At 58.3% G+C, this 24,688-nt stretch carries 22 protein-coding genes and 3 tRNA genes; 9 read left to right on the forward strand and 16 right to left on the reverse strand.

The features are described from left to right. Positions 1 to 27: 27 nt before the first annotated feature. The 4 genes from ACNA0J_RS16535 to rnr form a co-directional block, all read right to left on the reverse strand. Complete coding sequence (locus ACNA0J_RS16535) at positions 28 to 300, reverse strand: HU family DNA-binding protein (RefSeq protein WP_003812968.1); 273 nt, start codon at positions 298 to 300, stop codon at positions 28 to 30. A gap of 367 nt (positions 301 to 667) precedes the next feature. After that, on the reverse strand, positions 668 to 1,909 hold the full coding sequence (locus ACNA0J_RS16540; RefSeq protein WP_415819962.1) for a cystathionine gamma-synthase family protein: 1,242 nt from the start codon (positions 1,907 to 1,909) through the stop codon (positions 668 to 670). A 127-nt stretch (positions 1,910 to 2,036) separates the two neighbouring features. Further along, positions 2,037 to 2,774 (reverse strand): 23S rRNA (guanosine(2251)-2'-O)-methyltransferase RlmB, encoded by a 738-nt coding sequence (gene rlmB / locus ACNA0J_RS16545; protein ID WP_094821769.1) that lies wholly within the window; start codon positions 2,772 to 2,774, stop codon positions 2,037 to 2,039. A gap of 242 nt (positions 2,775 to 3,016) precedes the next feature. Then, positions 3,017 to 5,494, reverse strand: coding sequence for a ribonuclease R (gene rnr, locus ACNA0J_RS16550; protein WP_415819963.1), 2,478 nt, complete (start codon positions 5,492 to 5,494; stop codon positions 3,017 to 3,019). A 171-nt stretch (positions 5,495 to 5,665) separates the two neighbouring features. On the opposite strand from rnr, the gene ACNA0J_RS16555 reads away from it, so the two are divergent. Beyond that, positions 5,666 to 5,750 (forward strand) — tRNA-Leu (locus ACNA0J_RS16555). A 41-nt stretch (positions 5,751 to 5,791) separates the two neighbouring features. On the opposite strand, the gene ACNA0J_RS16560 is transcribed toward ACNA0J_RS16555, so the two are convergent. Then, entirely contained in the window at positions 5,792 to 6,607 is an 816-nt protein-coding gene (locus ACNA0J_RS16560; RefSeq protein ID WP_415819964.1) for a tRNA-uridine aminocarboxypropyltransferase, read from the reverse strand. 179 nt (positions 6,608 to 6,786) lie between these two features. Here ACNA0J_RS16560 and ACNA0J_RS16565 point away from each other — a divergent pair. Then, positions 6,787 to 6,871: transfer RNA gene (locus ACNA0J_RS16565), tRNA-Leu, on the forward strand. Positions 6,872 to 6,945: 74 nt separating this feature from the next. On the opposite strand, the gene ACNA0J_RS16570 is transcribed toward ACNA0J_RS16565, so the two are convergent. Further along, entirely contained in the window at positions 6,946 to 7,386 is a 441-nt protein-coding gene (locus ACNA0J_RS16570) for a GNAT family N-acetyltransferase (RefSeq protein ID WP_415819965.1), read from the reverse strand. A 108-nt stretch (positions 7,387 to 7,494) separates the two neighbouring features. Here ACNA0J_RS16570 and ACNA0J_RS16575 point away from each other — a divergent pair, with 108 nt between their 5' ends. From ACNA0J_RS16575 to egtB, 5 genes are all read left to right on the forward strand, one after another. Then, positions 7,495 to 8,436, forward strand: coding sequence for an AEC family transporter (locus ACNA0J_RS16575; protein ID WP_415819966.1), 942 nt, complete (start codon positions 7,495 to 7,497; stop codon positions 8,434 to 8,436). A 117-nt stretch (positions 8,437 to 8,553) separates the two neighbouring features. Continuing rightward, positions 8,554 to 9,834: an arsenic transporter gene (locus ACNA0J_RS16580; protein WP_415819967.1), complete on the forward strand. Its 1,281-nt coding sequence runs from the start codon at positions 8,554 to 8,556 to the stop codon at positions 9,832 to 9,834. 80 nt (positions 9,835 to 9,914) lie between these two features. Then, positions 9,915 to 11,621, forward strand: coding sequence for an FMN-binding glutamate synthase family protein (locus ACNA0J_RS16585; RefSeq protein WP_415819968.1), 1,707 nt, complete (start codon positions 9,915 to 9,917; stop codon positions 11,619 to 11,621). Positions 11,622 to 11,721: 100 nt separating this feature from the next. Next, entirely contained in the window at positions 11,722 to 12,681 is a 960-nt protein-coding gene (gene egtD / locus ACNA0J_RS16590; protein WP_415820021.1) for an L-histidine N(alpha)-methyltransferase, read from the forward strand. Between the two features lie 43 nt (positions 12,682 to 12,724). Further along, positions 12,725 to 14,032: an ergothioneine biosynthesis protein EgtB gene (gene egtB / locus ACNA0J_RS16595; protein ID WP_415819969.1), complete on the forward strand. Its 1,308-nt coding sequence runs from the start codon at positions 12,725 to 12,727 to the stop codon at positions 14,030 to 14,032. Between the two features lie 29 nt (positions 14,033 to 14,061). Here the strand turns inward: egtB and ACNA0J_RS16600 are convergent, their stop codons facing one another. Next, a complete protein-coding gene (locus ACNA0J_RS16600) occupies positions 14,062 to 14,223 on the reverse strand; it encodes a hypothetical protein (RefSeq protein WP_415819970.1) in 162 nt (53 codons plus the stop codon). A 225-nt stretch (positions 14,224 to 14,448) separates the two neighbouring features. Between ACNA0J_RS16600 and ACNA0J_RS16605 the strand changes: the two genes are divergently transcribed. Then, positions 14,449 to 14,525, forward strand: a tRNA-Met gene (locus ACNA0J_RS16605). Between the two features lie 113 nt (positions 14,526 to 14,638). Here ACNA0J_RS16605 and ACNA0J_RS16610 read toward each other — a convergent pair. Continuing rightward, complete coding sequence (locus tag ACNA0J_RS16610) at positions 14,639 to 15,094, reverse strand: hypothetical protein (protein ID WP_415819971.1); 456 nt, start codon at positions 15,092 to 15,094, stop codon at positions 14,639 to 14,641. A gap of 113 nt (positions 15,095 to 15,207) precedes the next feature. Then, positions 15,208 to 16,833 (reverse strand): DUF6892 domain-containing protein, encoded by a 1,626-nt coding sequence (locus tag ACNA0J_RS16615; RefSeq protein ID WP_415819972.1) that lies wholly within the window; start codon positions 16,831 to 16,833, stop codon positions 15,208 to 15,210. Positions 16,834 to 16,989: 156 nt separating this feature from the next. Between ACNA0J_RS16615 and ACNA0J_RS16620 the strand changes: the two genes are divergently transcribed. Further along, on the forward strand, positions 16,990 to 18,552 hold the full coding sequence (locus ACNA0J_RS16620; RefSeq protein ID WP_415819973.1) for a DUF1963 domain-containing protein: 1,563 nt from the start codon (positions 16,990 to 16,992) through the stop codon (positions 18,550 to 18,552). Positions 18,553 to 18,584: 32 nt separating this feature from the next. Here the strand turns inward: ACNA0J_RS16620 and ACNA0J_RS16625 are convergent, their stop codons facing one another. The 7 genes from ACNA0J_RS16625 to ACNA0J_RS16655 form a co-directional block, all read right to left on the reverse strand. Continuing rightward, a complete protein-coding gene (locus ACNA0J_RS16625) occupies positions 18,585 to 18,860 on the reverse strand; it encodes a BrnA antitoxin family protein (RefSeq protein ID WP_415819974.1) in 276 nt (91 codons plus the stop codon). Then, positions 18,847 to 19,128: a BrnT family toxin gene (locus ACNA0J_RS16630; protein ID WP_415819975.1), complete on the reverse strand. Its 282-nt coding sequence runs from the start codon at positions 19,126 to 19,128 to the stop codon at positions 18,847 to 18,849. The genes ACNA0J_RS16625 and ACNA0J_RS16630 overlap by 14 nt, the downstream gene beginning before the upstream one ends. Positions 19,129 to 19,363: 235 nt before the next feature. After that, entirely contained in the window at positions 19,364 to 19,855 is a 492-nt protein-coding gene (locus tag ACNA0J_RS16635; protein ID WP_415819976.1) for a DUF3592 domain-containing protein, read from the reverse strand. Between the two features lie 46 nt (positions 19,856 to 19,901). Next, positions 19,902 to 20,288, reverse strand: coding sequence for a DUF4150 domain-containing protein (locus tag ACNA0J_RS16640; RefSeq protein WP_094838170.1), 387 nt, complete (start codon positions 20,286 to 20,288; stop codon positions 19,902 to 19,904). 27 nt (positions 20,289 to 20,315) lie between these two features. Beyond that, positions 20,316 to 21,059, reverse strand: coding sequence for a DUF3540 domain-containing protein (locus ACNA0J_RS16645; protein ID WP_415819977.1), 744 nt, complete (start codon positions 21,057 to 21,059; stop codon positions 20,316 to 20,318). Continuing rightward, entirely contained in the window at positions 21,056 to 21,742 is a 687-nt protein-coding gene (locus ACNA0J_RS16650) for a pentapeptide repeat-containing protein (RefSeq protein WP_415819978.1), read from the reverse strand. Before ACNA0J_RS16650 ends, ACNA0J_RS16645 begins: the two co-directional genes overlap by 4 nt. 375 nt (positions 21,743 to 22,117) lie before the next feature. Continuing rightward, positions 22,118 to 24,643 (reverse strand): DUF2169 family type VI secretion system accessory protein, encoded by a 2,526-nt coding sequence (locus tag ACNA0J_RS16655; protein WP_415820022.1) that lies wholly within the window; start codon positions 24,641 to 24,643, stop codon positions 22,118 to 22,120. Positions 24,644 to 24,688 lie beyond the last annotated feature (45 nt).

The raw sequence follows: 24,688 nt of genomic DNA on the forward strand, positions 1-24,688 counted from the left end.
TGCTTGCCGCGGGATCATGACCGTCGATTAGTTGACGGCATCCTTCAGGGCTTTGCCCGGACGGAATTTCGGCACTTTGGCCTTTTTGATCTTGATGGTCTCGCCAGTGCGAGGGTTACGGCCCGTGCGAGCAGCGCGCGCCGACACAGCAAACGTGCCAAAGCCAACCAGCGTCACTGTGCCGCCCTTTTTGAGCGTGGTTTTTACGGCACCGATCAGGGCATCAAGCGAACGGCCGGCGGCAGCTTTGGAGATATCGGCCTTGCTGGCGATATGATCGATGAGTTCGGTTTTGTTCATTCAGGTTTACCCCTCAAGGTGTTGGTTCTGTCGGATGCGCGCCGACACCAGAACAATCAAGGTGCCAGCAAACGGAGGTAGATATGCTTCTTGGGCACTGCGCATATCTCAGTGCCCTGCCAAACGCAACGGCAAAATTGCTACGTCGCGGATGTCTTTCGCACCTGAGAAAGTGCTAAAACATCAGCGACGCAGGAACATATTAGGCCTCTCGTTGCGACGGCGTCAAGGGGAAAGGCTCCGCTGTAAGCCGCGTGGATACTAGCTCCCAGGTGTTTTCGTAATAAGCATCCAATCTACGCATATTTCCGCAATAATCCCGCAAGACGCTGCAAATCCACGGCGCGGCCCATCGGGCGCGCCAGTCTCAGCCCATGCAAGCCTGCAATGCCTGATCAAAATCGTGCAGCAGATCCGCTTGATCCTCGATCCCGACGGACACTCGGATCAGACTGTCCGCAATACCCATCTGGGCACGACGCTCGGGACCCATTTCATAATAAATCGTGTGCGCGGCCGGCAGCGCCAAGCTGCGGGTATCGCCCAGATGGGTGGCATTGAGCACGATCTGCAAATGATTCAGAAAATCAAAGCAATCGATTCCGTCTGCCAGCTCTACGCCCAGCAGCCCGCCAAATCGGCCACCGAACAAGGCTGCCGCACGCTCATGCTGCGGGTGGGTGGGCAGACCGGGGTAATGCACCTTGGTCACGCCGGGATGGGCGTCGAGCATTTGCGCCAGCGCCAACGCATTGCTGCAATGCGCCGCCATACGCAACGCCAGCGTTTCGGCGCCGATGGCAATGCGATGCGCAGAATCGGCCGACAGGGTGCCCCCCATGTCGCGCAGACCCTTCTTCTTGACCTGCAGCAGCCCCCAGCCGGTGGACGGACCTTTGCGGTAGCTATCGTAAATGTTGGGATAGCTTGCCCAGTCGTATAGCCCCGTGTCCGTAATCGATCCGCCGAGCGCATCGCCGTGACCGCTGATGTACTTGGACAAGGAGTTCATCACCAACGAAGCACCGGCCGAGCGGCCTTGGAACAACCAGGGCGAGGTCAAGGTATTGTCGATGACATACACGAGATTGCGCTCGCGGCACAGTTCGCCGATACCGGCGAGGTCCGCCAGCTGGGTGCCTGGGTTGGCGATCGTCTCGGTAAACACCATGCGCGTATTGGGCTGCAATGCCGCACGCACCTGATCCAGATCGGTGGGATCCACATAGGTGACCTCGACCCCCAATTCAATCAGGGTGCCCAACAGACTGTTCGTGTTGCCGAACACATACTGGCTGGACAGCAGATGATCGCCCTTGCGCAACAAGGTCGAAAACACCGCAGCCAGCGACGCCATCCCCGTGGCAAACGAGACGGTTGCCACGCCACCTTCCATGTGGGTGATTTTCGATTCCAGCGCAGTGGTCGTCGGCGTACCCTGGCGGCCATAGGTAAAGCCCGCCTTGCCCTGGAACACCGCCGCCAGCTCGCGCGCATCGGCGTAGGCAAACTCGGACGAGGTATGGATAGGCTTATGCACAGCGCCGTGCTCGACGGACAGGCGACGATCAGAATGAAGAATCGTAGTAGTAAAGCCGTTCTTATGCATGATGAATGACAGAAAAAAGTAAATGGCCGATGACGGCACGCCGGGCTGAGTTTGGCTCAGCCGTTCCAAGCAGTGCGCAAAGGACCCGGGAACACCCGACAGTCACCTTGCGTGTCACGCACAAAGTTTACGCTTGCCGCTGCCGCACGGATTCGTACAGGCACACGGCGCTGGCCACGCTGACGTTCAAGCTCTCGACAGAGCCCAGCATGGGAATGGTCACCAACTGGTCGCAGGTCTCGCGCGTCAGGCGGCGCATCCCCTCGCCTTCGGCGCCCATCACCCACGCCATGGAACGGCGGGCATCAACGGCATGGAGGCTTTCGCTCGCCTGATCATCCGTACCGACCACCCACACGTCACGCTCTTTCAGCGCGCGCAAGGTCCGGGCCAGATTCGTCACCGTGATGTAAGGCACCGTATCCGCCGCACCGCACGCCACGCGCTGCACCGTGCTGTTGAGCCCGACCGCGCGATCACGCGGCGCAATCACTGCATGCACGCCTGCCGCATCGGCTGTACGCAGGCATGCGCCAAGATTGTGCGGGTCAGTCACCCCGTCCAACACCAGCAACAGCGCGGGGCCTTCGATGGTATCCAATACCTCGTCGACATCCACCGCCAAGAGCCGTTCCTCGGCCAGCGCAACCACGCCCTGGTGGCGCGTCCCGCGCGCCAGACCGTCCAGCCGTTCCATTGTCACCGGATGCACGCGGCGCCCTGCGCGTTCGGCTTGCTCGATAAGCCCTTGCATGCGCTTGTCGCGGCGCGAGGCCTCGACGTAGATCTCTTTGACGGATTCGGGTGCGTGCCGCAGTCGCGCCACCACCGCGTGAAACCCCGCCAGGACTTGGGCTGACGCCATGAATATTCACCTTATATGCGTAAAGAAAGGCCGGCGCCAACGCGCCTGCCCGCCGGGCTGAATGCCTATGCATCACCTGGCGCAACCGTCATGTTACTGCGTGGCTCGCCAGCGTGCGCAACCATGACGGCAACCGGCCGGCCAACGAGGCCTCGCGAGCCCGCGAGGCCATGGCCCATCACATGTATACGGAGAGATACTGCCGGCGCGCAGGCCCCGCGGTCGGGGCCATACGGCGACACTCAACGACGCCCGCGCGCCGGTGCCTTCTTGACGGCGGAACGCTTTTGCGCCGGCGCAGCGGGTTTGGCCTCTTTTTTCGCTTGCGCGCGCCGCTGCTTGGCGGTCTGCCCTTTCAGGGCGGCGGGCTTGGGAGCCGCCGCCTTCTTGATTTTGCGCGGCTCATCCGGATTGCGCGATGCCGCCTTGCGCAACGCGTCAAAGCTCGTACCCTTGACCAGGCGGAACTCGATACGGCGTGCCTCGAGGTCGACGCGCGAAACCTGGACCTGCACCTTGTCCGTCAAACGATACCGCAGGCCCGTGCGCTCGCCACGCAACTCGTGCAAGGCTTCGTTGAACTGGAAATACTCGCCTCCCAGCTCGGAAACGTGCACCAGCCCCTCGACGTGCAGGGTATCCAACGTCACAAATATGCCAAAGCTGGCAACGCCCGTCACCGTGCCACTGAAATCCTCACCCACACGCTCTTTGACGAACCAGCACTTGAGCCAGGCCTCGACATCGCGTGAGGCCTCATCGGCACGACGTTCGCTGGCCGACAACAGCAAGCCCAGTTTTTCCCAGGTCGCATGTTCGTGTTCGCGTTGCGTGCGGCCAATGACCAGGGGCTGGTCTTCCAGGCCCGGCACATAACGCTTGCCCGCCAGCAGCGCCTTGATGACGCGATGCGTCAGCAAGTCAGGGTAACGTCTGATCGGTGACGTAAAGTGGCTATAACCCGGATACGCCAACCCAAAATGGCCGACGTTATCCGGGCTGTAAATCGCCTGCTGCATCGAGCGCAGACACATGGTCTGCAACAGTTGAAAGTCAGGACGGCCGCGCACCGAATCCAGAAACTCGCCGTAGTCCTTGGCCGTCGGCGCATCCCCGCCGCCTATCGACAGCCCCATCGTGCGCAAGAACTCACGCAATGATGTCAGACGCTCCGGCGTCGGGCCCTCGTGAATCCGATACAGCCCGGGGTGCTTGCTGCGAGTCATGAAATCTGCCGCACACGTATTGGCGGCGAGCATGCATTCCTCGATGAGCTTGTGGGCGTCGTTACGCACCAGCCCCACGATCTGTTCGATCCGGCCCAGTTCGTTGCAGACGATCTTGGTCTCGACGGTATCGAAATCAATGGCGCCACGCTTTTTACGCTGCTGTACCAGCAACAGATACAACTCGTGCAAATGGCGCACATGCGGCATCACCGCACTCAGACTGTTTGCGACCGGACCGCCAGGCTGCTGCAGGGCCTCCCAGATCTGGGTATAGGTCGTGCGCGCATGCGAATGAATGACGGCGTTATAAAACTGATAGGCCGAAATCGTACCGGCCTTGGCCCCCGTCGCCGGAATCACCATATCGCAGACCAACACCAATCGGTCCACGTTCGGGTTGAGCGAACACAAACCATTGGACAGCGACTCGGGCAACATGGGAATGACCCGGCGCGGGAAATACACACTGGTGCCGCGCTCGAGCGCATCATCGTCCAACGCGTCGTTGGGCGTCACATAGTGGCTGACATCGGCAATCGCCACCAGCAAACGCCAACCCGGACGCTTGCGCTGGCCTGTGCCCAGTTCAACCGGCTCACAGTACACGGCATCGTCAAAATCCCGCGCGTCCTCGCCATCGATGGTGATCAGCGGCACGTCGCGCAGATCGAACCGCTCTTTCAGATCGGACTTGCGCACCACGTCCGGCAACCGCGCAGCCTGTTTGGCGGCCGCCTCGGAAAAATCCACCGGCACGTCGAACTTACGCACCGCGATCTCGATTTCCATGCCAGGATCATCGATCTCGCCCAGTACTTCAAAGACACGGCCCAGCGGCTGTGTATGGCGCGTGGGCTGCTCCATGATCTGGACCGACACGACCTGGCCGTGCTGGGCACCGTTGGTGTCGCCCGGCGGGATCAGGATGTCATGCTTGATGCGCTGGTCTTCCGGCACCACAATCGACAAACCATGCTCATGCAGGAAACGCCCCACCAGTTTGTTGGTGCGGCGTTCGATGACCTCGACAATCACGCCCTCAGGCTTGCCCCGGTATTCGCCCGACGGCTTGACCAGTACACGGTCGCCATGCAGGACCTTGAGCATTTCGCGTGGGGACAAAAACAAATCCTGCCCGCCATCGTCGCGCAACAAAAATCCAAAACCGTCACGATGACCCTGCACCTTGCCAGCCACGAAATCCAGCTTGGTGGCCAGCAGCAACACCCCCTTGCGATTGGGCATGAGCTGACCGTCGCGCTCCATGGCATTCAGGCGGCGCTCGAATCCCACCAGCGTCGCCGGCCGCTCGACGCCCATGCGCTCGGCCAGCTCGGTCGGCGACAGGGGTGACCCGGCCGAGCGCAGCGCCTTGAGAATGGTCTCTCGGCTCGGCACATCGGGATCAAAGTCTGGGGGGGGTTCGGGCAAGACGGATCCGGATCTGCCGTTGTTATTGTTATTGGAATCTTTATTCGATCGTTTTGCCAAAGTTTAAAATCCTGTATATAATCTTTTGCTTCTGTGGTCTGCCCTAGGCTGATCACTGTAGCAAAAACCAAGCGGTGATTTAAAGTTTAAAACACTAATTGGTCTGGGAACTGCTGATACGTCTCTATTTCTTCGAAGCGTATCACACAAACCCGTAAAATTTTGCACAGTGCCCAGGTGGCGGAATTGGTAGACGCGCATGGTTCAGGTCCATGTGCCGCAAGGTGTGGAGGTTCGAGTCCTCTCCTGGGCACCACGGAATTCAGACGATTCGATCGTCGCACGCCCCCGGCAGCCTTATGGTTCCCGGGGGTTTGTTTTTGTGCGCTCCTCACGGCTGCCCTCCCGCCTCACGTGGTGCCGCTCATAACGCTCGGCCCCCATGGCGGCGATCTGCGTGGCGACCAAGGCCTCGAACGGCGCCAACAATGCTGCAAACGATTGCGGCGCCTCCAACACATCCAGAGCAGCGGCGATCGCTTCAATAGTGGACAGAGCCGTCGCGTCTCCCGCATGACGTACCCGGTATCGCGTCGTCATGCCGTCTGGCAAAGTCACACGTGGCAACGCCGCCAGATCGGAATGCGTCGCGAGCAAATGGCGCGCGTGCCGCCAGGTGCCATCAGGCACCACTAGTAAAACAGGACGCGCCTCTGCACCAAGGCGAGAGCCTGGTCCGATGGGCTCGGCGGCGGCCGCATGCGTACCCCCCCTCTCCACATCGAAAGCCGCACCTCGCGCTGCCGCCCTTGCCGTGCCGCCCCGGACAGCAACCCCGCGAACCAAGACCCGCGCCCCTTCACCCGGAAACAGCAAAAAGGGTTCGTACTGCCCAGAGCTCCAGAGCGCCGCATCAAACTGCCGCCCCACATGCAGCGCCGCGTTACGCAGGCCCAACACCGCCAGCCGGGCAGTATTCAGTGCATGGCGCGACTCATCCGGATGCTGCAACACCAGCACACGCGTGCGGCTATCCAAGGTGGGAATCAGCGCGCACAAACAATGCGCCATCGGCCGCCGACAACGCTCGCACTTGGGCCGCTTGTTCACCGGCGCAAAATCCGCGCCACCGCTGCCTGCATGCCCGCTCTCGTCAATCTCATTCACCGCCATCAATATCGATACCCTCGCCTGACGTGCAGGCTGAACCCATCGCCACTCTGGCCCTGTCCGTTAAGGGCGGCAATTTTCACATTATTTTGCCCACCCATTTGCACACTTCAAAAAAAGTGTGCATAATGCGCGTCCTCTGATGTTCAAACGCACTGGCAACAGTGTGCCAGAACAACAGCGCCCAGGTGGCGGAATTGGTAGACGCGCATGGTTCAGGTCCATGTGCCGCAAGGTGTGGAGGTTCGAGTCCTCTCCTGGGCACCAATTACTACACTGCGACTTACCTTCGCGGTGCGCCGAAGACCCCGATTGCTTAACCGCATCGGGGTTTTTCTTTTTCAGTTGCCCAGTGCGCGGGTCATGGCAACGTGCGCGATACCCGCCTCGATGAATTCCTCGCCTTCGGCCGTAAAGCCGTGTGCCTCATAAAACCCACGGGCATGCGTCTGTGCGTGCAACAGCAGCATCCGGTGTCCGTCGCCGTGCCCTTGGGTAATCAGCGCATCCAGCACCTGGCCACCCACCCCCGTCCCACGGGCCGACTTGCGCACCGCCATACGGCCTATGTGCCCATCGGGCAACAAACGCCCCGTCGCCACCGGCACATTGTCCGGCCCGTAGGCCACGGCATGCACTGACAACGAATCATCATCGTCCAACTCGACCTCGACCGGCACGGCCTGCTCGACCACAAAGACCTCGTGGCGAACGAGATACGCATCATCACGCAGGCGATCCCAGGTTCCCAAGACAATACGGATAGGAAGCGGTTTAGGCATGACGATTCTCCTGCGTTGCTCATAAAACATAAACCCGGCGGACATACCACCGCATGGCTAATGATAAAGCCACAGTAGAATGTCCGCTCTTTCTTTCCGCCCCGTACCATGGACGCCGTTGTCACCGCCGCTTTGCCGGTATTCGCCCTCATCCTGACAGGCTGGCTGGCGGCCCGCTGCGGCGTACTCGGTCCGGCGGCGACAGACGCGCTCAATCGCTACGTCGCCTATCTGTCGTTGCCCGCGCTGCTGTTTCGCGCCATGGCGCAAGCCGACTTGAGTCTCATGTCCTGGCGTTTTGTGGTGTCGGTGGCTGGCGGTATCGCCATCACCTTTGCGATCACCTGCCTGGTCTCGCGCCGGCACGATCTCCGCCTGACCGATCTCAGCATCCAAGGCCTGGCTGCCTCGTACGCCAATGCGGGATATATGGGCATTCCGTTATGCCTGGCATTGCTGGGGCCGGCCAGCCTGGCGCCCGCCATCATCTGCACCCTGATGACGGCTTGCGTCCTGTTCGGCGCAGCCATCGCCTTGATCGAATTCGATCAACACCGGGATCGCAGCCTGGGCACGACACTGTTCAAGGTCGCCCGGGCGCTGATCCGCAATCCCTTATTGATTTCCCCTCTGGCCGGACTGGCCTGGGCCTTATCGGGCCTGACCCTGCCCTTGGGCATCGATCGCTATGTCGAATTATTGGGCGCGTCGGCCAGCCCCTGCGCATTAGTGACGATAGGGCTGTTTCTGGCTCAAGCAACGCCCGGCGGCGATCACCGGGCCGTCGGCAAACTCGTCGCCGGCAAGCTGCTGCTGCAACCCGCAGCCACAGCCATTCTCGTCTTTTGGCTCTTTCCCGCACCACCGCTATGGGCCTGGAGCGCGGTGCTCATGAGCGCTCTGCCGATAGGCACCGGACCATTCATGCTGGCCCAACTCTATGGGCGCGACGCCCGCGCCACATCGCGCGCGATTTTGCTGTCGACGATACTGTCCGTGATCACAGTTTCATTATTGGTGGCGTGGATCAGTAAACAGCCTCTACATTGAGGCACTTAACGCATGCATCGAATCTGTCGCCTCATCGCTTGAAGCTTCACCCGGCCCACCACACTGCGCATTCCTGACGATTCGCCGCCATTCCCTGACCATCCAATACCGTCCATCATGTTGCTGCCCGCCGCCATTTTCATTGCCACGCTGATCCTGGTCATCTGGCAGCCTCGAGGCCTGAACATCGGCTGGAGCGCCTCGGCAGGCGCCGTGGTTGCGCTGCTGACAGGCGTCGTACAACCGAGTGACGTCGTTGCCGTCTGGCACATCGTGTGGAATGCAACAGCCACCTTTATCGCCATCATCATCACCAGCATCATTCTCGACGCCGCGGGTTTTTTTAAATGGGCTGCGCTGCATGTGGCCCGCTGGGGTGGCGGGCGAGGCCATTGGCTGTTTGCACTGATTGTGTTGCTGGGTGCAGCCGTCTCCGCGCTCTTTGCCAACGACGGCGCCGCCTTGATCCTGACCCCTATCGTGATGGAAATGCTGCTGGCGCTGGGCTTTGGGTTGGGCGCAACACTGGCCTTTGTCATGGCGGCAGGCTTTATCGCCGACACCGCCAGCACACCGCTTGTGGTGTCGAATCTGGTCAATATCGTGTCGGCCGATTTTTTCGGCATCGGCTTCGATCGCTACGCATCGGTCATGGTCCCGGTCAATTTTGCCGCCGTCGCGGCATCGCTGGCGATCCTGTTCCTCTATTTCCGCAAACAGATTCCGTCGCGGTACAACGTCGCGCAAATCCCGCCTCCACAGTCTGCCATCCGCGATCGCACCACCTTTCGCGTCGGCATGGCGGTCCTGGTATTGCTGCTAGCGGGATTTTTCATCCTGGAGCCGCTGGGCATCCCCGTCAGCGCCATCGCAGCCGTTGGCGCACTGGTACTGCTGTTGGTCGCCGGCCAGCAACACATCGTCGGTACACGCCGGGTCATGCGCGAGGCTCCCTGGCATATCGTGGTGTTCTCGCTGGGCATGTACCTGGTCGTCTACGGACTGCGCAATGCGGGCCTGACGGCCTACCTGACGCAATTGCTGGAGGTCTTCGGCCACCATGGCGTCTGGGCGGCCTCGCTGGGCACAGGTCTGGTAACAGCCCTCCTGGCCTCGGTATTGAATAACCTGCCCGCCGTGCTGGTAGGCGCACTGGCGATTGCCGACACAACGGCGACCGATGTCATTCGCGACGCCATGATTTACGCCAATGTCATCGGCACCGACCTGGGCCCCAAGATCACACCGATCGGCAGTCTGGCCACCCTGCTCTGGCTGCACGTGCTCGCGCGCAAGGGCTTGCGTATCACCTGGGGCTATTACTTCAAGGTCGGTATCGTCCTCACGCTGCCTGTGCTGCTGGTCACCTTGATGGCATTGGCATTGCGCCTGCAATAGTCGTTGGTGACAATGCGACTAGCCGACAGCCAACCATCCCTGCTATGGTTGCCTACTATTCGCGCGCCCCGGAGCATGGCATGAGCTGGATCATTGGCAGATATACGACATTCACCCTGGTATTGCTGGGCACCCTCGTCACACTGGCGCTGACCCTATGGGTCTCCATCAGTTGGCTCTGGGCAGCCATACCGTTGGCATTGCTGACACTACTGGGTATCTACGACCTGATCCAGCCCCGCCACGCCATCCGGCGAAATTATCCCGTACTGGGCAATCTGCGGTTTTTGTTCGAATTCATTCGCCCTGAAATCCGCCAGTACTTTTTAGAAGACGACACACACGCCGCCCCGTTCTCGCGCGCGCAGCGATCGATCGTTTATCAGCGTGCCAAGCAGGATGTCGACAAGCGGCCCTTTGGCACCCAGGAGGATGTGTACGGCGACCGCTACGAGTGGATCAACCATTCCCTGGTCCCTGCACAGATCAACGACCCCGACTTTCGTGTCACAGTCGGCGGCCCCGATTGCGAGCAGCCCTACTCGATGTCGGCGTTCAATATTTCGGCAATGAGCTTCGGCGCCCTGTCGGCCAATGCCGTTCTCGCCCTCAACGAGGGTGCGCGCCAAGGCAATTTTGCGCATGACACCGGCGAAGGCGGCATCAGCCGCTATCACCGCCAGCCGGGTGGCGCATTGGTGTGGAACATCGGCTCGGGCTATTTTGGCTGCCGTGACGAACATGGCGCCTTTTCCGAAGAGGCCTTCGTCCGCAACGCCTGTACGCCGCAGGTCAAGATGATCGAGATCAAGCTGTCGCAAGGCGCCAAGCCTGGCCATGGCGGCATCTTGCCCGGCGCCAAAGTCACGGCAGAAATCGCCGAAGCCCGCGGCGTGGCTATCGGCCAGGACTGCAACTCGCCCTCCAGCCACAGCGCGTTCGATTCGCCTATCGGCCTGCTCCAGTTTGTGGCGCGGCTGCGCCAGCTGTCCGGAGGTAAACCCGTCGGATTCAAATTCTGCATGGGCCATCCCTGGGAATGGTTCGCCATCGTCAAAGCCATGCTGGAAACCGGCATTACGCCCGATTTCATCGTCGTCGATGGCGCCGAAGGCGGCACGGGCGCAGCGCCCGTCGAGTTCGTCGATCATGTCGGCACGCCGCTGCGCGAAGCCCTGCGCATCGTGCATAACACCTTGATCGGCGTCAATCTGCGTGATCGTATCCGCGTGGGCGCCTCGGGCAAAATCATCACCGCATTTGACATGGCCCGCGTGATGGCCATGGGCGCCGATTGGTGTAACGCAGCGCGCGGCTTCATGTTCGCGGTAGGCTGCATCCAGGCACAGGCCTGCCACACGGACAAATGCCCGACCGGTGTCACCACCCAGGATCCTGCGCGCCAACGCGCCCTCGTCGTCCCCGACAAGGCGCAACGCGCCGCGAATTTTCATCGCAACAGTCTGCACGCCCTGGCCGAGCTATTACAAGCCGCCGGTCTGACGCACCCCAACCAGTTGCGCCCGCATCACATCGCCCGCCGCATCTCGCCCAGCGAGGTTCGTCTGCTGTCCGCCTTATTTCCCGAACTGGAGCCGGGGGAACTGTTGCGTGGCGAATTCCGCCACACCGTCTTCAGAGTGGGCTGGTCGATGGCACGCGCAGATTCGTTCAAACCCGCACACGACGTGACGGCCGCTTTGGCCGCCATACACCTGGCTCAGACCAACGCGACGACGGCCCCTGCCGCGATCACGCCAAATGCTGCCGTACCGGCGACGCCGTAATACACACGCAAGGCTTGACAACGCAAAGGGGGGATAGGCCACAATAGGCTTCGCGCAACGCAATTCTGCAAGGAACCATCCCATGTTCCAGTCCAGCAGCATGCTCGCCGGGACGCCATCCGACTATCTGGCGCCCCTCTATCACGCCCCCCCGCAGGCTATCGAGGCATTGCAGGCGGGGCTGCTGGCTCGCCCTGCCCACATCGATCCGAAATACTTATACGACGCACTGGGATCCAGCCTGTTCACCGCCATCACTCAACTGCCCGAGTATTACCCCACTCGATGCGAAGCTGAGATATTGCGTGATCATGCCACGGACATCGCCCAGCATGCAGGCAAAGTCAGCGCATTGATTGATCTGGGCGCCGGCGACTGCGTCAAAGCGGAAAAGCTATTTCCATCATTGCGTCCCGAGATGTACATCCCCATCGATATCTCGGTGGAGTATCTGCATAGCGCCGTACAGCGTTTGAAAAACACTTACCGCGACCTGAACGTTTCGCCGATCGGTGAAGATTTTCATCATGAACTGACGCTGCCCGACACCATCCCCCGATCTGGCCGATTGTTTTTTTATCCTGGCTCCAGCATCGGGAACCTGGACCCCGAGCGCGCGCTGGCGCTGCTGATCCGCATTCGGCAATCGTGCGATGACGGCGGCCTATTGATAGGTGTCGATCGCGTCAAATCACGCCACGTTCTGGAACCGGCGTACGATGACGCGCTGCATCTGACGGCAGCATTCAATCTGAATCTACTGCGCCATGTGAATCAACGGCTCGGCAGCGACTTTGATGTACGGCACTGGCAACACGTCGCGCATTATGACGAGGACCATGCCCGGGTTCAGATGCATCTGCAGGCTCAAACCGACGTGGATATTCACTGGCCCCAAGCACATCGAACGTTTCGCAAAGGCGAACGCATCCATACCGAGAATTCGTACAAATACACGCCCGAAGGTTTTCGCGATCTCTTGACGCGTGCCGGTTTTTCGCACGTAGAACACTGGTCGGACGCGTGCGGATGGTTTTCCGTATTCAGCGCACGTGCCTGACCGTGGGCATGCCACTTGCGACAGAACAGGAGCCCTTCTTTTCATGGACCCCGCCTGCCTGCTGACCCATCCCATGACGCGCCAAGACCCCGCACGCGCGCTGGCCGCTCGCTACGAGCAAGTACGCCAGCAGACCCGCATACTCGCCGAACCACTCAGCCCCGAAGACTGCCAGATACAGTCGATGCCTGATTGCAGTCCCGTGAAATGGCATCTGGCACACACGACCTGGTTTTTTGAAACCTTCATTCTGAGCCGTTTTCAGCCTGACCGGCCGGCCTTTCATCCCCAGTACCGGATGCTGTTCAATTCGTACTACAACACCATCGGCGCCCGGCATCCGCGCCCTCAGCGCGGGCTGCTGTCGCGCCCACCGTTGGACGATATCTGGCGTTATCGCAATGTCATCGATGAGGCAATGCGCCGCCTGTTCATCCGTATGGCAGGTACGGATCCCGTCTTTGATCAATTAGTGGAACTGGGCCTGAATCACGAACAGCAGCACCAGGAATTGATCCTGACCGATATCAAACACGCGCTATCGTTGAATCCGCTGCAACCACCCTACATGCCGCACCGCGACGCCGCTGCCGGGACGAGTGCGCCGCCGGGGTGGGTGCGCTACGAAGGCGGCCGCACACGGATCGGCCATCAAACGTCAGGATTCGCCTTTGACAACGAAAGTCCTGCCCATGACGTTCTATTGCCGCCCTTTTACCTGGCCGACCGCCTCGTCACACAAGGCGAATATCTCGAGTTTATTCGTGATGGCGGCTATCGGCGCCCCGATCTGTGGTTGTCATTAGGCTGGGATCGCGTCTGCGCCGAACAATGGCGCGCGCCGTTGTACTGGGAAGGGCAAAAGGACGATTGGCAGATTTACACGCTGCACGGCCTGCGCCCCCTGGAACCCCAGGCGCCCGTCGCGCACGTCAGCTATTTCGAAGCCGATGCCTATGCACGCTGGGCACGTGTCCGATTGCCGCGCGAGGCGGAATGGGAACATGCTGCGCAGCAAATGCCGAGCGATCACAACCTGGCCGCCAATCTGCTGGAAAGCGGACATCTGCGTCCCATCGCTGCGTCCGCTGTCCCTGCTGGCGGTAATCCCGCACAGCTATTCGGCGACGCCTGGGAATGGACCTGCAGCGCCTACGATGCCTATCCCGGCTATGCGCCGCCCGCTGGCGCAGTCGGCGAATACAACGGCAAATTCATGTGCAATCAATATGTGCTGCGCGGCGGATCTTGTGTAACGCCGGCCAGCCATATCCGACCGTCGTATCGGAACTTCTTTCCGCCCGAGGCGCGCTGGCAATTTTCAGGGATACGGCTGTCGCGGGATGTGTAGGCAACGAGCTTGCCTACATCACCCGATTATCAACAGTTGCCCTTTTTAGCCTGGCCCGGCGGGCAAAATCCACCACCACCGCCGCCACCACCCACACCGTGCGGATCCACGATCACGGCGCCGTCTGGTGTGTAAACCGCACAACCGCCCAAGAGGCCGGCAAGTACGGCCAAGGTACAGAGGAGTTTCATCAACATATTTCCGAAAATTTGAGGCGACGCAAGTGTATTGCCAAACAATGAAACCAGGCAGGCCACTTTGTAACGACCTTTGCTAGAGGAATCTTTTTTCTTTTAGGTCATTCCGATTTGCATACGTAAAAATTTTCATGCTAGAATTTCGTTCTTGCTTAGCACGACGCTTCGCGAGATTGCAGCAGGGGCACAGCCGACATCATTGGCCGCCTCAGATGCAAAGGCGCATTAGCTCAGCCGGTTAGAGCGACGGAATCATAATCCGCAGGTCCCCTGTTCGAATCAGGGATGCGCCACCAAGGAATTCAAAGGCCCACAAGCGATTGTGGGCCTTTTGTTTTGGGCTCTACGGCTCTACCCCATAAACGGGGAGGCGCCTTAGTCACATAGCAAACTGCGGCAATCAATTCGACTATTGAATCCGATAAAGCACAGCAGCACCTGGCTTTGCTTCGAATGCCGGGACAGTGCGTTGTTTGAGCTCATTGCCCTTGGCATCCCAGACCAAAGTCTCCTGCGGATACTCATCCTTTCGGGTCATGGCATCAATCTTTTGCACGATGACTGCCGTGCCTTCCTTGACCTCGGGATTCCACTCAAACACGCCTACGCGTCCGTAGAACACCGCTGGCGCATCGCTGTCCAGACGACGATCTGGACACATTACCAAGCCGCGGTCGAGCATCACGCGCAACGCACCAACAGGCACGGCGCTCACCGTGGGCGTTGTGCGGTCCGCACTATGGCCGGGACACACATTGGCTGACCGGGTCACCATGCTCTCGACGACTTGCCGGTCCGATTGAGCAAAAGCGGGAATGGAAAACGCCAAGAGCGCGCATGGAACCGCATATAGCCAACGAGACATGTGATAAACCCTTCAAAAGGAGTCGTCGAGTGTAGCAACACGTGTAATCAACATTGTGACGATGCGAAACGAATATTTCCGGAGCTTCGAACTCAACGGCCCTGCCCGACCGGCTATTCAGCACCCTCTTCGTCCAGCAACTCAATACCTCGCGCTGCGAGTGCCTTTAGCAGTTTGGGACCCGGCCGACTGTTTTCCAGGCCGCTGATACGCTTCAGATTAGGCAACAACGCGAGATCGTCCGCGGCCTTGACGGTCACGGAGATAGGCTCATCACCCACGCCTGGATCCCAGAACGGAAACAGATGATCGAGAAATGAGGGACCACCGTCCAGACCGCTCGATTGATGCAGTCGCTCAACCTGGGCCAGCAAATTGTCGGGAACAGCGAGATTGCGGAAATATCGCTCTGCCTCGGGGATGATGGCATAGCCATCGGCCTCTACCGAGATCTCCCGCTTTTCATATTCCTGCGCGAACTCGTGGATATCGAAGCATGGCTCCAGCACCTTCTGCCGATACATCAGCTCTTCGATCACCAACAGCTTCAGGCCGAAATCCTTGAAACGGTTGTCGGCGGCTTTGGGCATAGGAAAGCGCTTGGGCCGTGCGGCATAGTCTGCCGCCTCGTCCAGCAAGCCCTGGACAGTAGGCCTGTGCCCAACAGGCAGCTTGGCAGCCGCGGCCTTGAGCGCCTTGCGGGTCAGTGACGATACGGCCACACGCTGCACGGCCTTGCGGCGGCGCCGGGTGTTCCATTGAGCGAAGTCGCCTTCGATCAGTGCCAATTCCGCCTCATAGTCTTTCAGGTATTGTTCGTCCCGCTCACGCGCACTCTGCGCCGAGATCCCCATGCTGGCTTCGTAGCGGTCCTCTGCCAAGATACGCCGCTGGTTTTCGATACTGGCGCGCAGCTTCGCCGCAGCCTGCTCCACCGTATAGGTCTCGATGCCCAGCGGATAGAGAATGATCCGCTCGACAAAGGCGCCTGCCACCGCATCCGGCCATTGCGCAGAATCGTCGAGCGCGCCTGCCAAAATAGCGCCAGCCTGCACATGAGCGGGATCTCGCTTGTCGGCATAATGGCCTAGCAAGTCCAGCGCGATGCTGGGCATCGGGCCTTCTTGCAGATTCCCGCGGTCCAGCGCATAAAAGCGTAGCAACCCGGCGGCCTCGCGGACTGCATGGGGATGTTGCATCAACAGCCCAGGCAGCATGAAACCTTGCTGCATTGGAAACGTGCGGTACAACGCGGGAACCAGTTGTGCCGCCTCGGCCACGACAGCGTCCTGTTCGCCATACGGTAAATGCCAGCAATACATCTCCAACATGGATTCGACAATGTCGCCCCAGTGACCGGTATTAGTGCGGGTATGCCGCGCCGAGATCAGTTCATCCGGTCGCACCAACGCCTGCCGGATCAACTCGATATGCTCCGCATGCGCCTCGCGCAGCAATTGCCAAGCCTCGGTGCGACGCATAGACAGATAGCGCGACGAGGAAAACGCCAGGACAAATTTGTATGCCTCCACCCTATCGGTCGCGCTGTACCCTTGCGCCAACCATTGGCGCAAGATCGCCAGATAGCGGGCGTACAGGTGTTCCAGAACAGCCGGGTCGCTCTGGATCAGACGCGCCCAGGCTTCCTGCACCTTAAAGACCCCGCGAAAATCGTCGGCGTGCAGTCCGGCCAGATTTGCCAGGCTGTCTTCCAGAGTCTCGTTCGTCGGGGTTATCATGATTTCCAAGGCCCATAGAAAATGAACAAGAGATAATCAGCCACGCCCCAGATTATCAGGTAAATGCCGATACGAATTTTGACACACCATAGTCCGCGGCCTTTTCCGTTGATTTAGCATACGCATAGCCTTCCAATGCGAGGAGCGAGCCTCAGTATGAAACTAGCCGAAACCTCGGAATTTTCCATCGACATCCATCCGATGTTTGAAACGGTCCGCATATTCGCGGGGTCGATTGGACTGAGGTGTCACCCAGAGACCGCATTCTCCCCCCAGATGAGCGTGTGGACGACAGCTGCGGAAAAGGACCCGTCGCCGCAAGACTGGCTCACGGATACGTTGAAGGACAATGGCCCTGTCGTCGAACGAACTGCAATCACCCTCTGCGGCATGGCCGGTGAAATAAGCAAGATCAAGGATCGTCTCAAGGATTACGAAACTGAAGAGGAACGAGACTGGTACCGGCTGCGTGCGCTGCTCGTTTCAGCCGACGGCGCCACGTGGTATCACGCAACCGCCATGGCCAGCGATATTGATCTTCCCCTCATCGAGACGGATTTCATTCGCTTGCTGGGCTCCATCCAGATCAAGCTGACAGGCGACGCCGCAAACACGGCGCGGGAAACCGCTGAGCTAGAAAAAGCGGCAATGTTTGACCGCATGAAAAAGAACATGGACGAACTGTCCGCCATCAACCGCACCCAGCAAAAAGCATTTGAACAGGCGGCAAAAGCCGCCCGCGCCAAAGCGCCTGTTGCCGATATAGAAATGCGTTTTGACAAAGCGGTAGCTGCTGCCGGCCTGACCGACAAACGCGACGCATTGCGCCAAATCGTGATGCCGACCCTTTCGCTGACCGAGGTTGATGTGGCCGTGCCCGGCGAGACGGGACGCAGCCGCATCGGCGGCGGGCCTGACTTACCGGCAAACATGGACTGGCCGCGCGATGCCAGCGGCTTTTACCTGAATTTTCTGGTGCAGATTGATTTGGCCGACCTGCCCGAGCGCCCGGAAAACCTGCCAGGGGCCGGACTGCTCTTCTTTTTCAGCGGCACGGATTGCAACGATTGGCTGGTGCACTATACGCCGCCAGGCACTGAACTCATGGCCCAAGCCCTGTCGGACGATGCCCGGAACTCAACGGAATCGGCATTTCGAATGGTGAATTGGGACAGCAACCGTAAACAATTCACCGCAAACGGGCTCTCCGTAGATGGATTGTCAGTCGACACGGACAAGAACGGGCGCATGACATTCAAGCGCGATGGCCTAGCGGTGAGGGTATTTGCCTCTGAATATGAGTTCAGCCGATCAGCACAGTTGTTACGGATCGAACACTCACTCAGCACGCCGTTTGGGCTCCCTGGCATCAATAATCCGCAAGTCTATGCGGAGTCAGGTATTGAAGACCCATCTGATTTTGCATTGGCGATCCAGGAAAACTTCCAGGTCGGCGATGGCCCACAACACCAGATGTTCGGCATCACCGGCGTGCGAGAACTATCCAGCCTCCAGGCATTGGCCGCTGATTATGCGGCAAAGCAAGGCTGGGCCGACATTGCGGCGCCCGATGCGTGGTTCATCCTGATCAAGCTTGCCTCGGGTGGCGAGGCTGATTTTTGTTTTTCCGATTACGGCGACTACGTCTTCATGATCCACCGCCAGGACGCCGCGAAGGGAGATTTTTCGCGAGCCTTTGCCTTCGTTGAATCAGGTTGAGGGGCTGACAGCCTCCGGCATTCTTCCTTTAACTACGCCCGATGCTCTTTCAGCCATTGACGCAGGGCGTCGTCCATCCGAGTTTGCCAGCCGCTACCTTCCGCACGAAACGCATCGACGACATCTGGCGACAGTCGAATGGTAATGCGCTCCTTCGTCGTAGTCGCCTTCGGTCGCCCCACCTTTTTCATCTGTTTCAAGTCGGCAGCAGTCAATTCATAAGTGTCGGAGTCAGCAGCAATTCCACGGTCGATAGCCTCGTCTTCTTCCGGTGTGGGAACGATAGTCCCAGGTTTAAGCTTCGGCATAAAGTCTTACCTCTCTAGAGTTTGCCTTGCGCAAACTGATGATTCGACGCCCATCGTCACGGTCAACATATATCGCGCAATACAAGCGCGCGCCGACGTAACCCAAGGCGATCATACGGCACTCACCATACTCACGGCGCGTATCTTCCCGCACCAATGCCTCGTCCCACTCGAACTCCCTCGCCTCAGACAATGACACACTGTGCTTGCGTTGGTTGCCTAGGTCCTTTGCGGGATCGAATGTGATTCGCACATATTTATTGTACATACATTAATGCCGCTGGTGCAGCGCTATCGACTCGTGGGCCGGCACTATCACTTGCGCGAGAGTCGCATCGATCTGGAATCGGTAGACGCATCTGGTTTACATCCCCGAGATACTATCCACGTCAAACCAAATATCTGGTTATTTATCCAGCAAAACGTCCAAACCAGACCAATCCTGCAAAGAGGATCAACGCCCTGTCCTCCCCGGCATCAGCGCACCTATTCCCATAGAGCCCCTACCGTTCGTCGAGCAAAATCACGAAACTCTGGGGGCGGCTGGTCAGATAACGCACCGCGAACGGTTGGCCCACGGTCGGATAGCGCACCTGATTTCGGGCCGGGTAAATATTGAAGTCAGAACTATCAAAGTGCGTTGCTATCTTCTGCCCATCGGCTTTTTGCAGCTCGACGGTATAACGCTCTACAGGCTGGTTGTTATAGATATTGCTGGTCTCCTCGCTGGAGACGATTACCGCCTGCCCCGGGACGCCGTAGTGATAGATCAATGGCGCGGTCAGGCTGGAGCCAAAAATAAGCACGGCTGGCGTGCCAAATGGGATGAAAAGCATCAACACCACCAGTACGGCGAGCAGCGCCTTGCTGGATTGAGGCACGTGCATCAGCCGGGCAATCAGCAATACAGCGGACACCAGAACGAGAATAAAAACGGGAAACGGCCATACCTCGTCCGTCATCCACACGAATAACGAAATCAGAGTCTCGGTCATAGCGAAGCATCCGTGATAGCCATCGCACCGCACCCGTGCGTATTCATCAAGGCGCACACACCAGCACTTTCAGCTGGCTGGGAACGATGCGGCATGAAAGCGGACAATTGATGAGGTTTGCCGGACCGATACTGGTTACCCGCGTACTCGGCGTCCCTCTCACGATAACCGTAAATGCGCCCGTGACATGCTGCTGCCGGGACATCACCGTTTGTGAAACCAAACCCAACCCAATACCCGGCGTATCACCCATCGTCAACGGACGGACGCTCATCAGGTTATGCCATGGCCCGCCACCGGCCAAGACATTGAACGCGATGGGGATAGTCAGCGGCCCTAATGCAATATTCGGATAGGGAATCGGGGGAATAGGAGTCTTGCATACATCCGGGAAACCCAGATCCATTCCGCCAAACTGTGCATTCGCAAACATGACGTTTTCCTTTGCGGGAGTTGACTGCTAGCCCACCAAAATTTGTTTGCCGTCAGCCTTCACCACGGTCTCGCCATTGATGAGCGTGGTATTACCGCTGAGCCGGGTGATGAACTCCGCGGCATAGTCCAGATTGATGGCTTTGACCATATCAGTGCCTGCCACGTACCGTGACGATTGGCCCACCGTTTCCGTGACCGACCGGTAATACGACTCTCGTTGGTCACCGCTATATTTGGATGTCGTCGCCACGACGTTGAGTTCTACGCTGGCCAGCATGTGGTAATGGCTCTTGACCGCCCAGGTTTTCGCATCCACGGCCCCTGAACCTGCCTCCAGGCTAAAGTCTTCCGTATTCATCGCGAGACGTTGGCTGCCCTGCAACGAGAGTTCGTCTGCGGATACGGTCAGCGCACCATCCACCTGCAAGGTCATGCTGCCGGCCGTGCGTTGTTCCAGCACGGCAATGATATATAGCCCGCCTGCAGCATCGCCCGATACCAGGACCTTGTCGCCCGGCGCGGGCAACAGCAGGCAACTCGCCGCGCGCTTGACCTCATATTGACGTCCGTGTTCGCGATTGCTGACAGTAAAAAGGGCATGGTCATGCGCCTCGACCAGAAACGCGCTATGAACATGCGTATCGGCATTGAGCGAATTCGCCCTCTTTTGCAGCAGCGGCTGCAACGGATCCGGCCGCCCCACCTGATTACCCGCCGCGCCGTCGAGACCGACCTGCACGTCGTTATCCGGTTGACGATGATTCATCATAATTTCACCCATTGTTCAGCACGCAATAATTCATGATCGGGCGGGAGAATGCCTTGCTTGGATCCATAACGAGTCCCGTCATCAATCACCGCATGATGTTTGCTGCGCATGAAATGCCCCCCACGAAAATCAGCATGACTGATATTGGCGTACGAGAAATCCGTGAATTCCATGCTGCAGTCAGAAAAATCCGCATACTGCAGATTGCAGCGGTTGAGTGCCGTCATCGTCATATTGGCGCCACGGAATACAGCACGCTCGCCGTTGGTGCCGGACAAATTAGCGCACTCTAGCTGCGCACCCGCAAAAACTGCCTGAGCCGCATTGGCGTCGATGATCAGGGCCTGGCGCATATCTGCACGATCGAATCGGCACTCCTGCAATCCACACCCCTTGAAGCAAGCCTGAGATAAATTCGCGTGCGAGAAATCGCTGCCCGCCATATCGCTGTCCGTAAACTGGCTTTGAATCAACTGCACGCCTTGAAAGCTATAGTTCTTCGCGACGCATTCCAGCGCAATCAGATTCGTGAAGGCGGTATTTTCCAAGGCCAGATACTTGAAATCAAAGTCCGTCAAAACGAGATGCGCAAAGGTCGAGTCCTTGAACCGCAGACTCACCTGATGGTTGCCGGTCACGACCAGCTTTTCTATGCGAGAGGCCTCTATGTTCAGATCCAGCATGGGCGAATTGGCCAGCGCCCCCTCGAGGTATTGGCACTCAGTGAATACACAGGCATCAAACGCGCATTCGACAAATTGATGTGCTCTGAAAGTCGTTTTCTCAAAAACGCAATTCACAAATCTGCAGCTCGTAAATACGCAATCTCTGAGCGTTGTTTCCGACCAGCGGATACCGGCGAACACGACGGTGTCCACGTGGCATGACCACCAGTCCATCCCGATAAATCTGTTGTGCTCAAAAATACACTTCCGGATTTCCGCACCGTGCCATTCGATCCCTTGCCAATGCAGGTCTTTCCATAGAAAACCCTCGATGGATTCTCCATCGTTCACTTTAGATAGAAACTGCTGCTGTACTACTGCTTGCTCCATGGTTTATTTACGCAACGGATAAATATTGGATCGTTCCATCAACATATCGCGCTGAACTGTGCCTGCATCGGCCTTGATCATCGCCAGCTCGGCACTGAAAAAAGACACGTGCAGCATCCGTGCTGCACGTAAATCGGCGGACTTCATTTGCGTCTCGCTAAAATCCGAATTGCTGATGTGTGCACCAGAAAAATCCGTCCGGATAAACAGACTCTGCTTAAAAAAGCTATCCGACAGACTGACGTCATGCATCCTCGTTTCTGAAAAATCGCATGTACTCAAGTCACTGGCCATGACCTTTGCGCGAGTGAGATCGAGTTTCCTGAAGCTCGATGCCGAAATAATCGAGTGGGAAATTTCCAGCTCGCCGATCGTGGTCGAGGGCGCAATATAGAGTTTGGACGCATTGCTTTCGATCATGTGAAACGCCCGCAACTTTTGCATCTCGACGAATGTCATCGAATCGATATGGCAAGCCTCCATGCGCAGCCCGTCGATCGATCCCTTGAGAAAGGTGTGCCTTAAAAAATGACAATGCGCAAAGACGACGCGCTCCAATCTGCCACGCACGACGGGGAAATTGACAAAGCGGCAGTGCTCAAAACGGCAGTCTTTCAGCCTGATCCTGAAATGCATCCACTCCTGCAGATCCGATCGAACAAAGCGACAGCCGTCAAACCGCGCCTTATCCGATTGCACACCAGACAATCGGCAATCGATAAACTGACACTCATTAAAGTGCGCCCGGCTCCAATCTACCGACGAAAAATCGCATCCAGTGAAAACGACGCGATCAAAATCACAGCATGCCATCTTCGCTTTGCTGAAATCACAATCAGAAATTCGGCTATCTCTGATGACCAGGCCACTCACATCCCAGCCCGAGTAAGACGCGCTGGTCGCGATAAATTCGTGCAATCCGTAGCCATCAAAACCCGCTGGCAGCGGCTCGGTATTGCGCTGATTCAGCCCAAAAATACGATACAAGGTCCTCGGATTGCCGGAATAATCGCGCTTTCCGGTCCGTGCACCGGGTGCTCTGGCCACGGTGTCCTCGAACTGTTCGAGCTGCTGTCGCCGCAGCTGTTGCAATTGAATCTGCGCGGCGCTGGCGGTCGTCGCCTGCGCGCCCCCGACCGCTTCGACCTGCTTCTGGGCCTCTTCCCTGAGCGACGCCAATAGCGCTTCCTGCTGCTCCTTCAAAAAGCGCCCGCGCGCCTCGATCATTGATTGAGGCACGTCATCGGAGGCTGGCTCGGGCCTTTTGCGCCCCTTGCGAAACCGCTCCTTGGCAGCCTTGAGCGTCATGGTTTGCCGCTGCCGGGTAAGCGCCTCTTCAATCATCTCGTCCTGCGCGATTTTTCCGTTTTGGCTTTTTTTCAACCAGGCGAGCTCTGCCTCCACCTCCAGCACCGCTGCGGATTTCTCTGACGTTGGCGCATCCTGCAGGACGTTGTTCGTCAGCTCTTTCTCCAGTTTCCTGAGCTTGTTGCGCAGCAGCGGAGAGAGCTCCACCTCGTCCAGCGAAGTCGCACGAATCCAGCGGGCGTCAACGAGCTGTTTATCCAGCAACGCATGAAATCCTCCCGTTTCAGGATGAGTACGCTTGTGGAAAATATCCTCGTAGTACGCCAATGTCTTGGGCGAATCGTGGTGTTCAACCGCATACACAATATGGCTGATGTCGCTGGCATCGTCCTCATTGATCTCCACGACGCCCTGATACACCAGAATCGTCTTCTCCAGATGCGGATAGGCCCAATAGGTCGTTAGATTCAGCGGCACGTCTTGCAGGAAACCGCTATTCGTTGCCATGTCTGCCTCTCGTTTGATAAACGCTTTGGCAGCCAGCGGCGGCACGGTCGTGACCAGCTTGTCCTTTTCCGGATGCAGATGGATGAACGTAATCTCGTCCCCAGCCTCAAGACGATTCAGTCGTTGGCCCGCCGGACTTTGATTGAAATAGCTCCAATCGATATCCCTGGCAAATCCAGGAAACTCGTGGATCCGCCACTGTTCGTCATAGGTCCCGAGCATCCGGTTCCTGCCAGGCGATTCGATGGCAATCGCCGAGTATCCCGCTGGGCGATAGTGCTGTCCTTCACGCACAACGGGGTTCGCAGGGTCTTCGATATTCGGCAGGAATCGGGCACGCAGGCCGTTGACGTCGGTTTCCAGATAGCCCTTGCCCAGCGGGTTTTCATCAAAGCCTGCGCCGCCGTAGGCATTGCGCCAACTGATAGGAATCCTGTCGAAAGGAAGCGCCCGGCTGGGCCGGCCATCCGACCAATAGCGCTCGCCGGTCACCCATAAATCTTTTCTGACATGGTTGACGCACACCGATACGGCCGTCCTGCCCTCGATCGCATAGGCACCGAAGCCATAGGCGTTCAAAATAATTTCCGGTGTGCGCTTGGGAATGCCCAGATCCAGAGCTTCAACACCGAAGTTCAGGATGGACTCTTCATTGAATATGCCCCACAGCCTTTGCTCAGTCTCCAGGAACAACTCAGAAGAAAAGTCGATCATCACATATGCGCTGACCGCCAGGTAGTTTTTGTTCAGATACCGATA

The sequence above is a fragment of the Bordetella tumbae genome (genome assembly GCF_965139195.1).
In the GTDB taxonomy this organism is placed as follows: Bacteria; Pseudomonadota; Gammaproteobacteria; order Burkholderiales; family Burkholderiaceae_B; genus Bordetella_A; species Bordetella_A tumbae.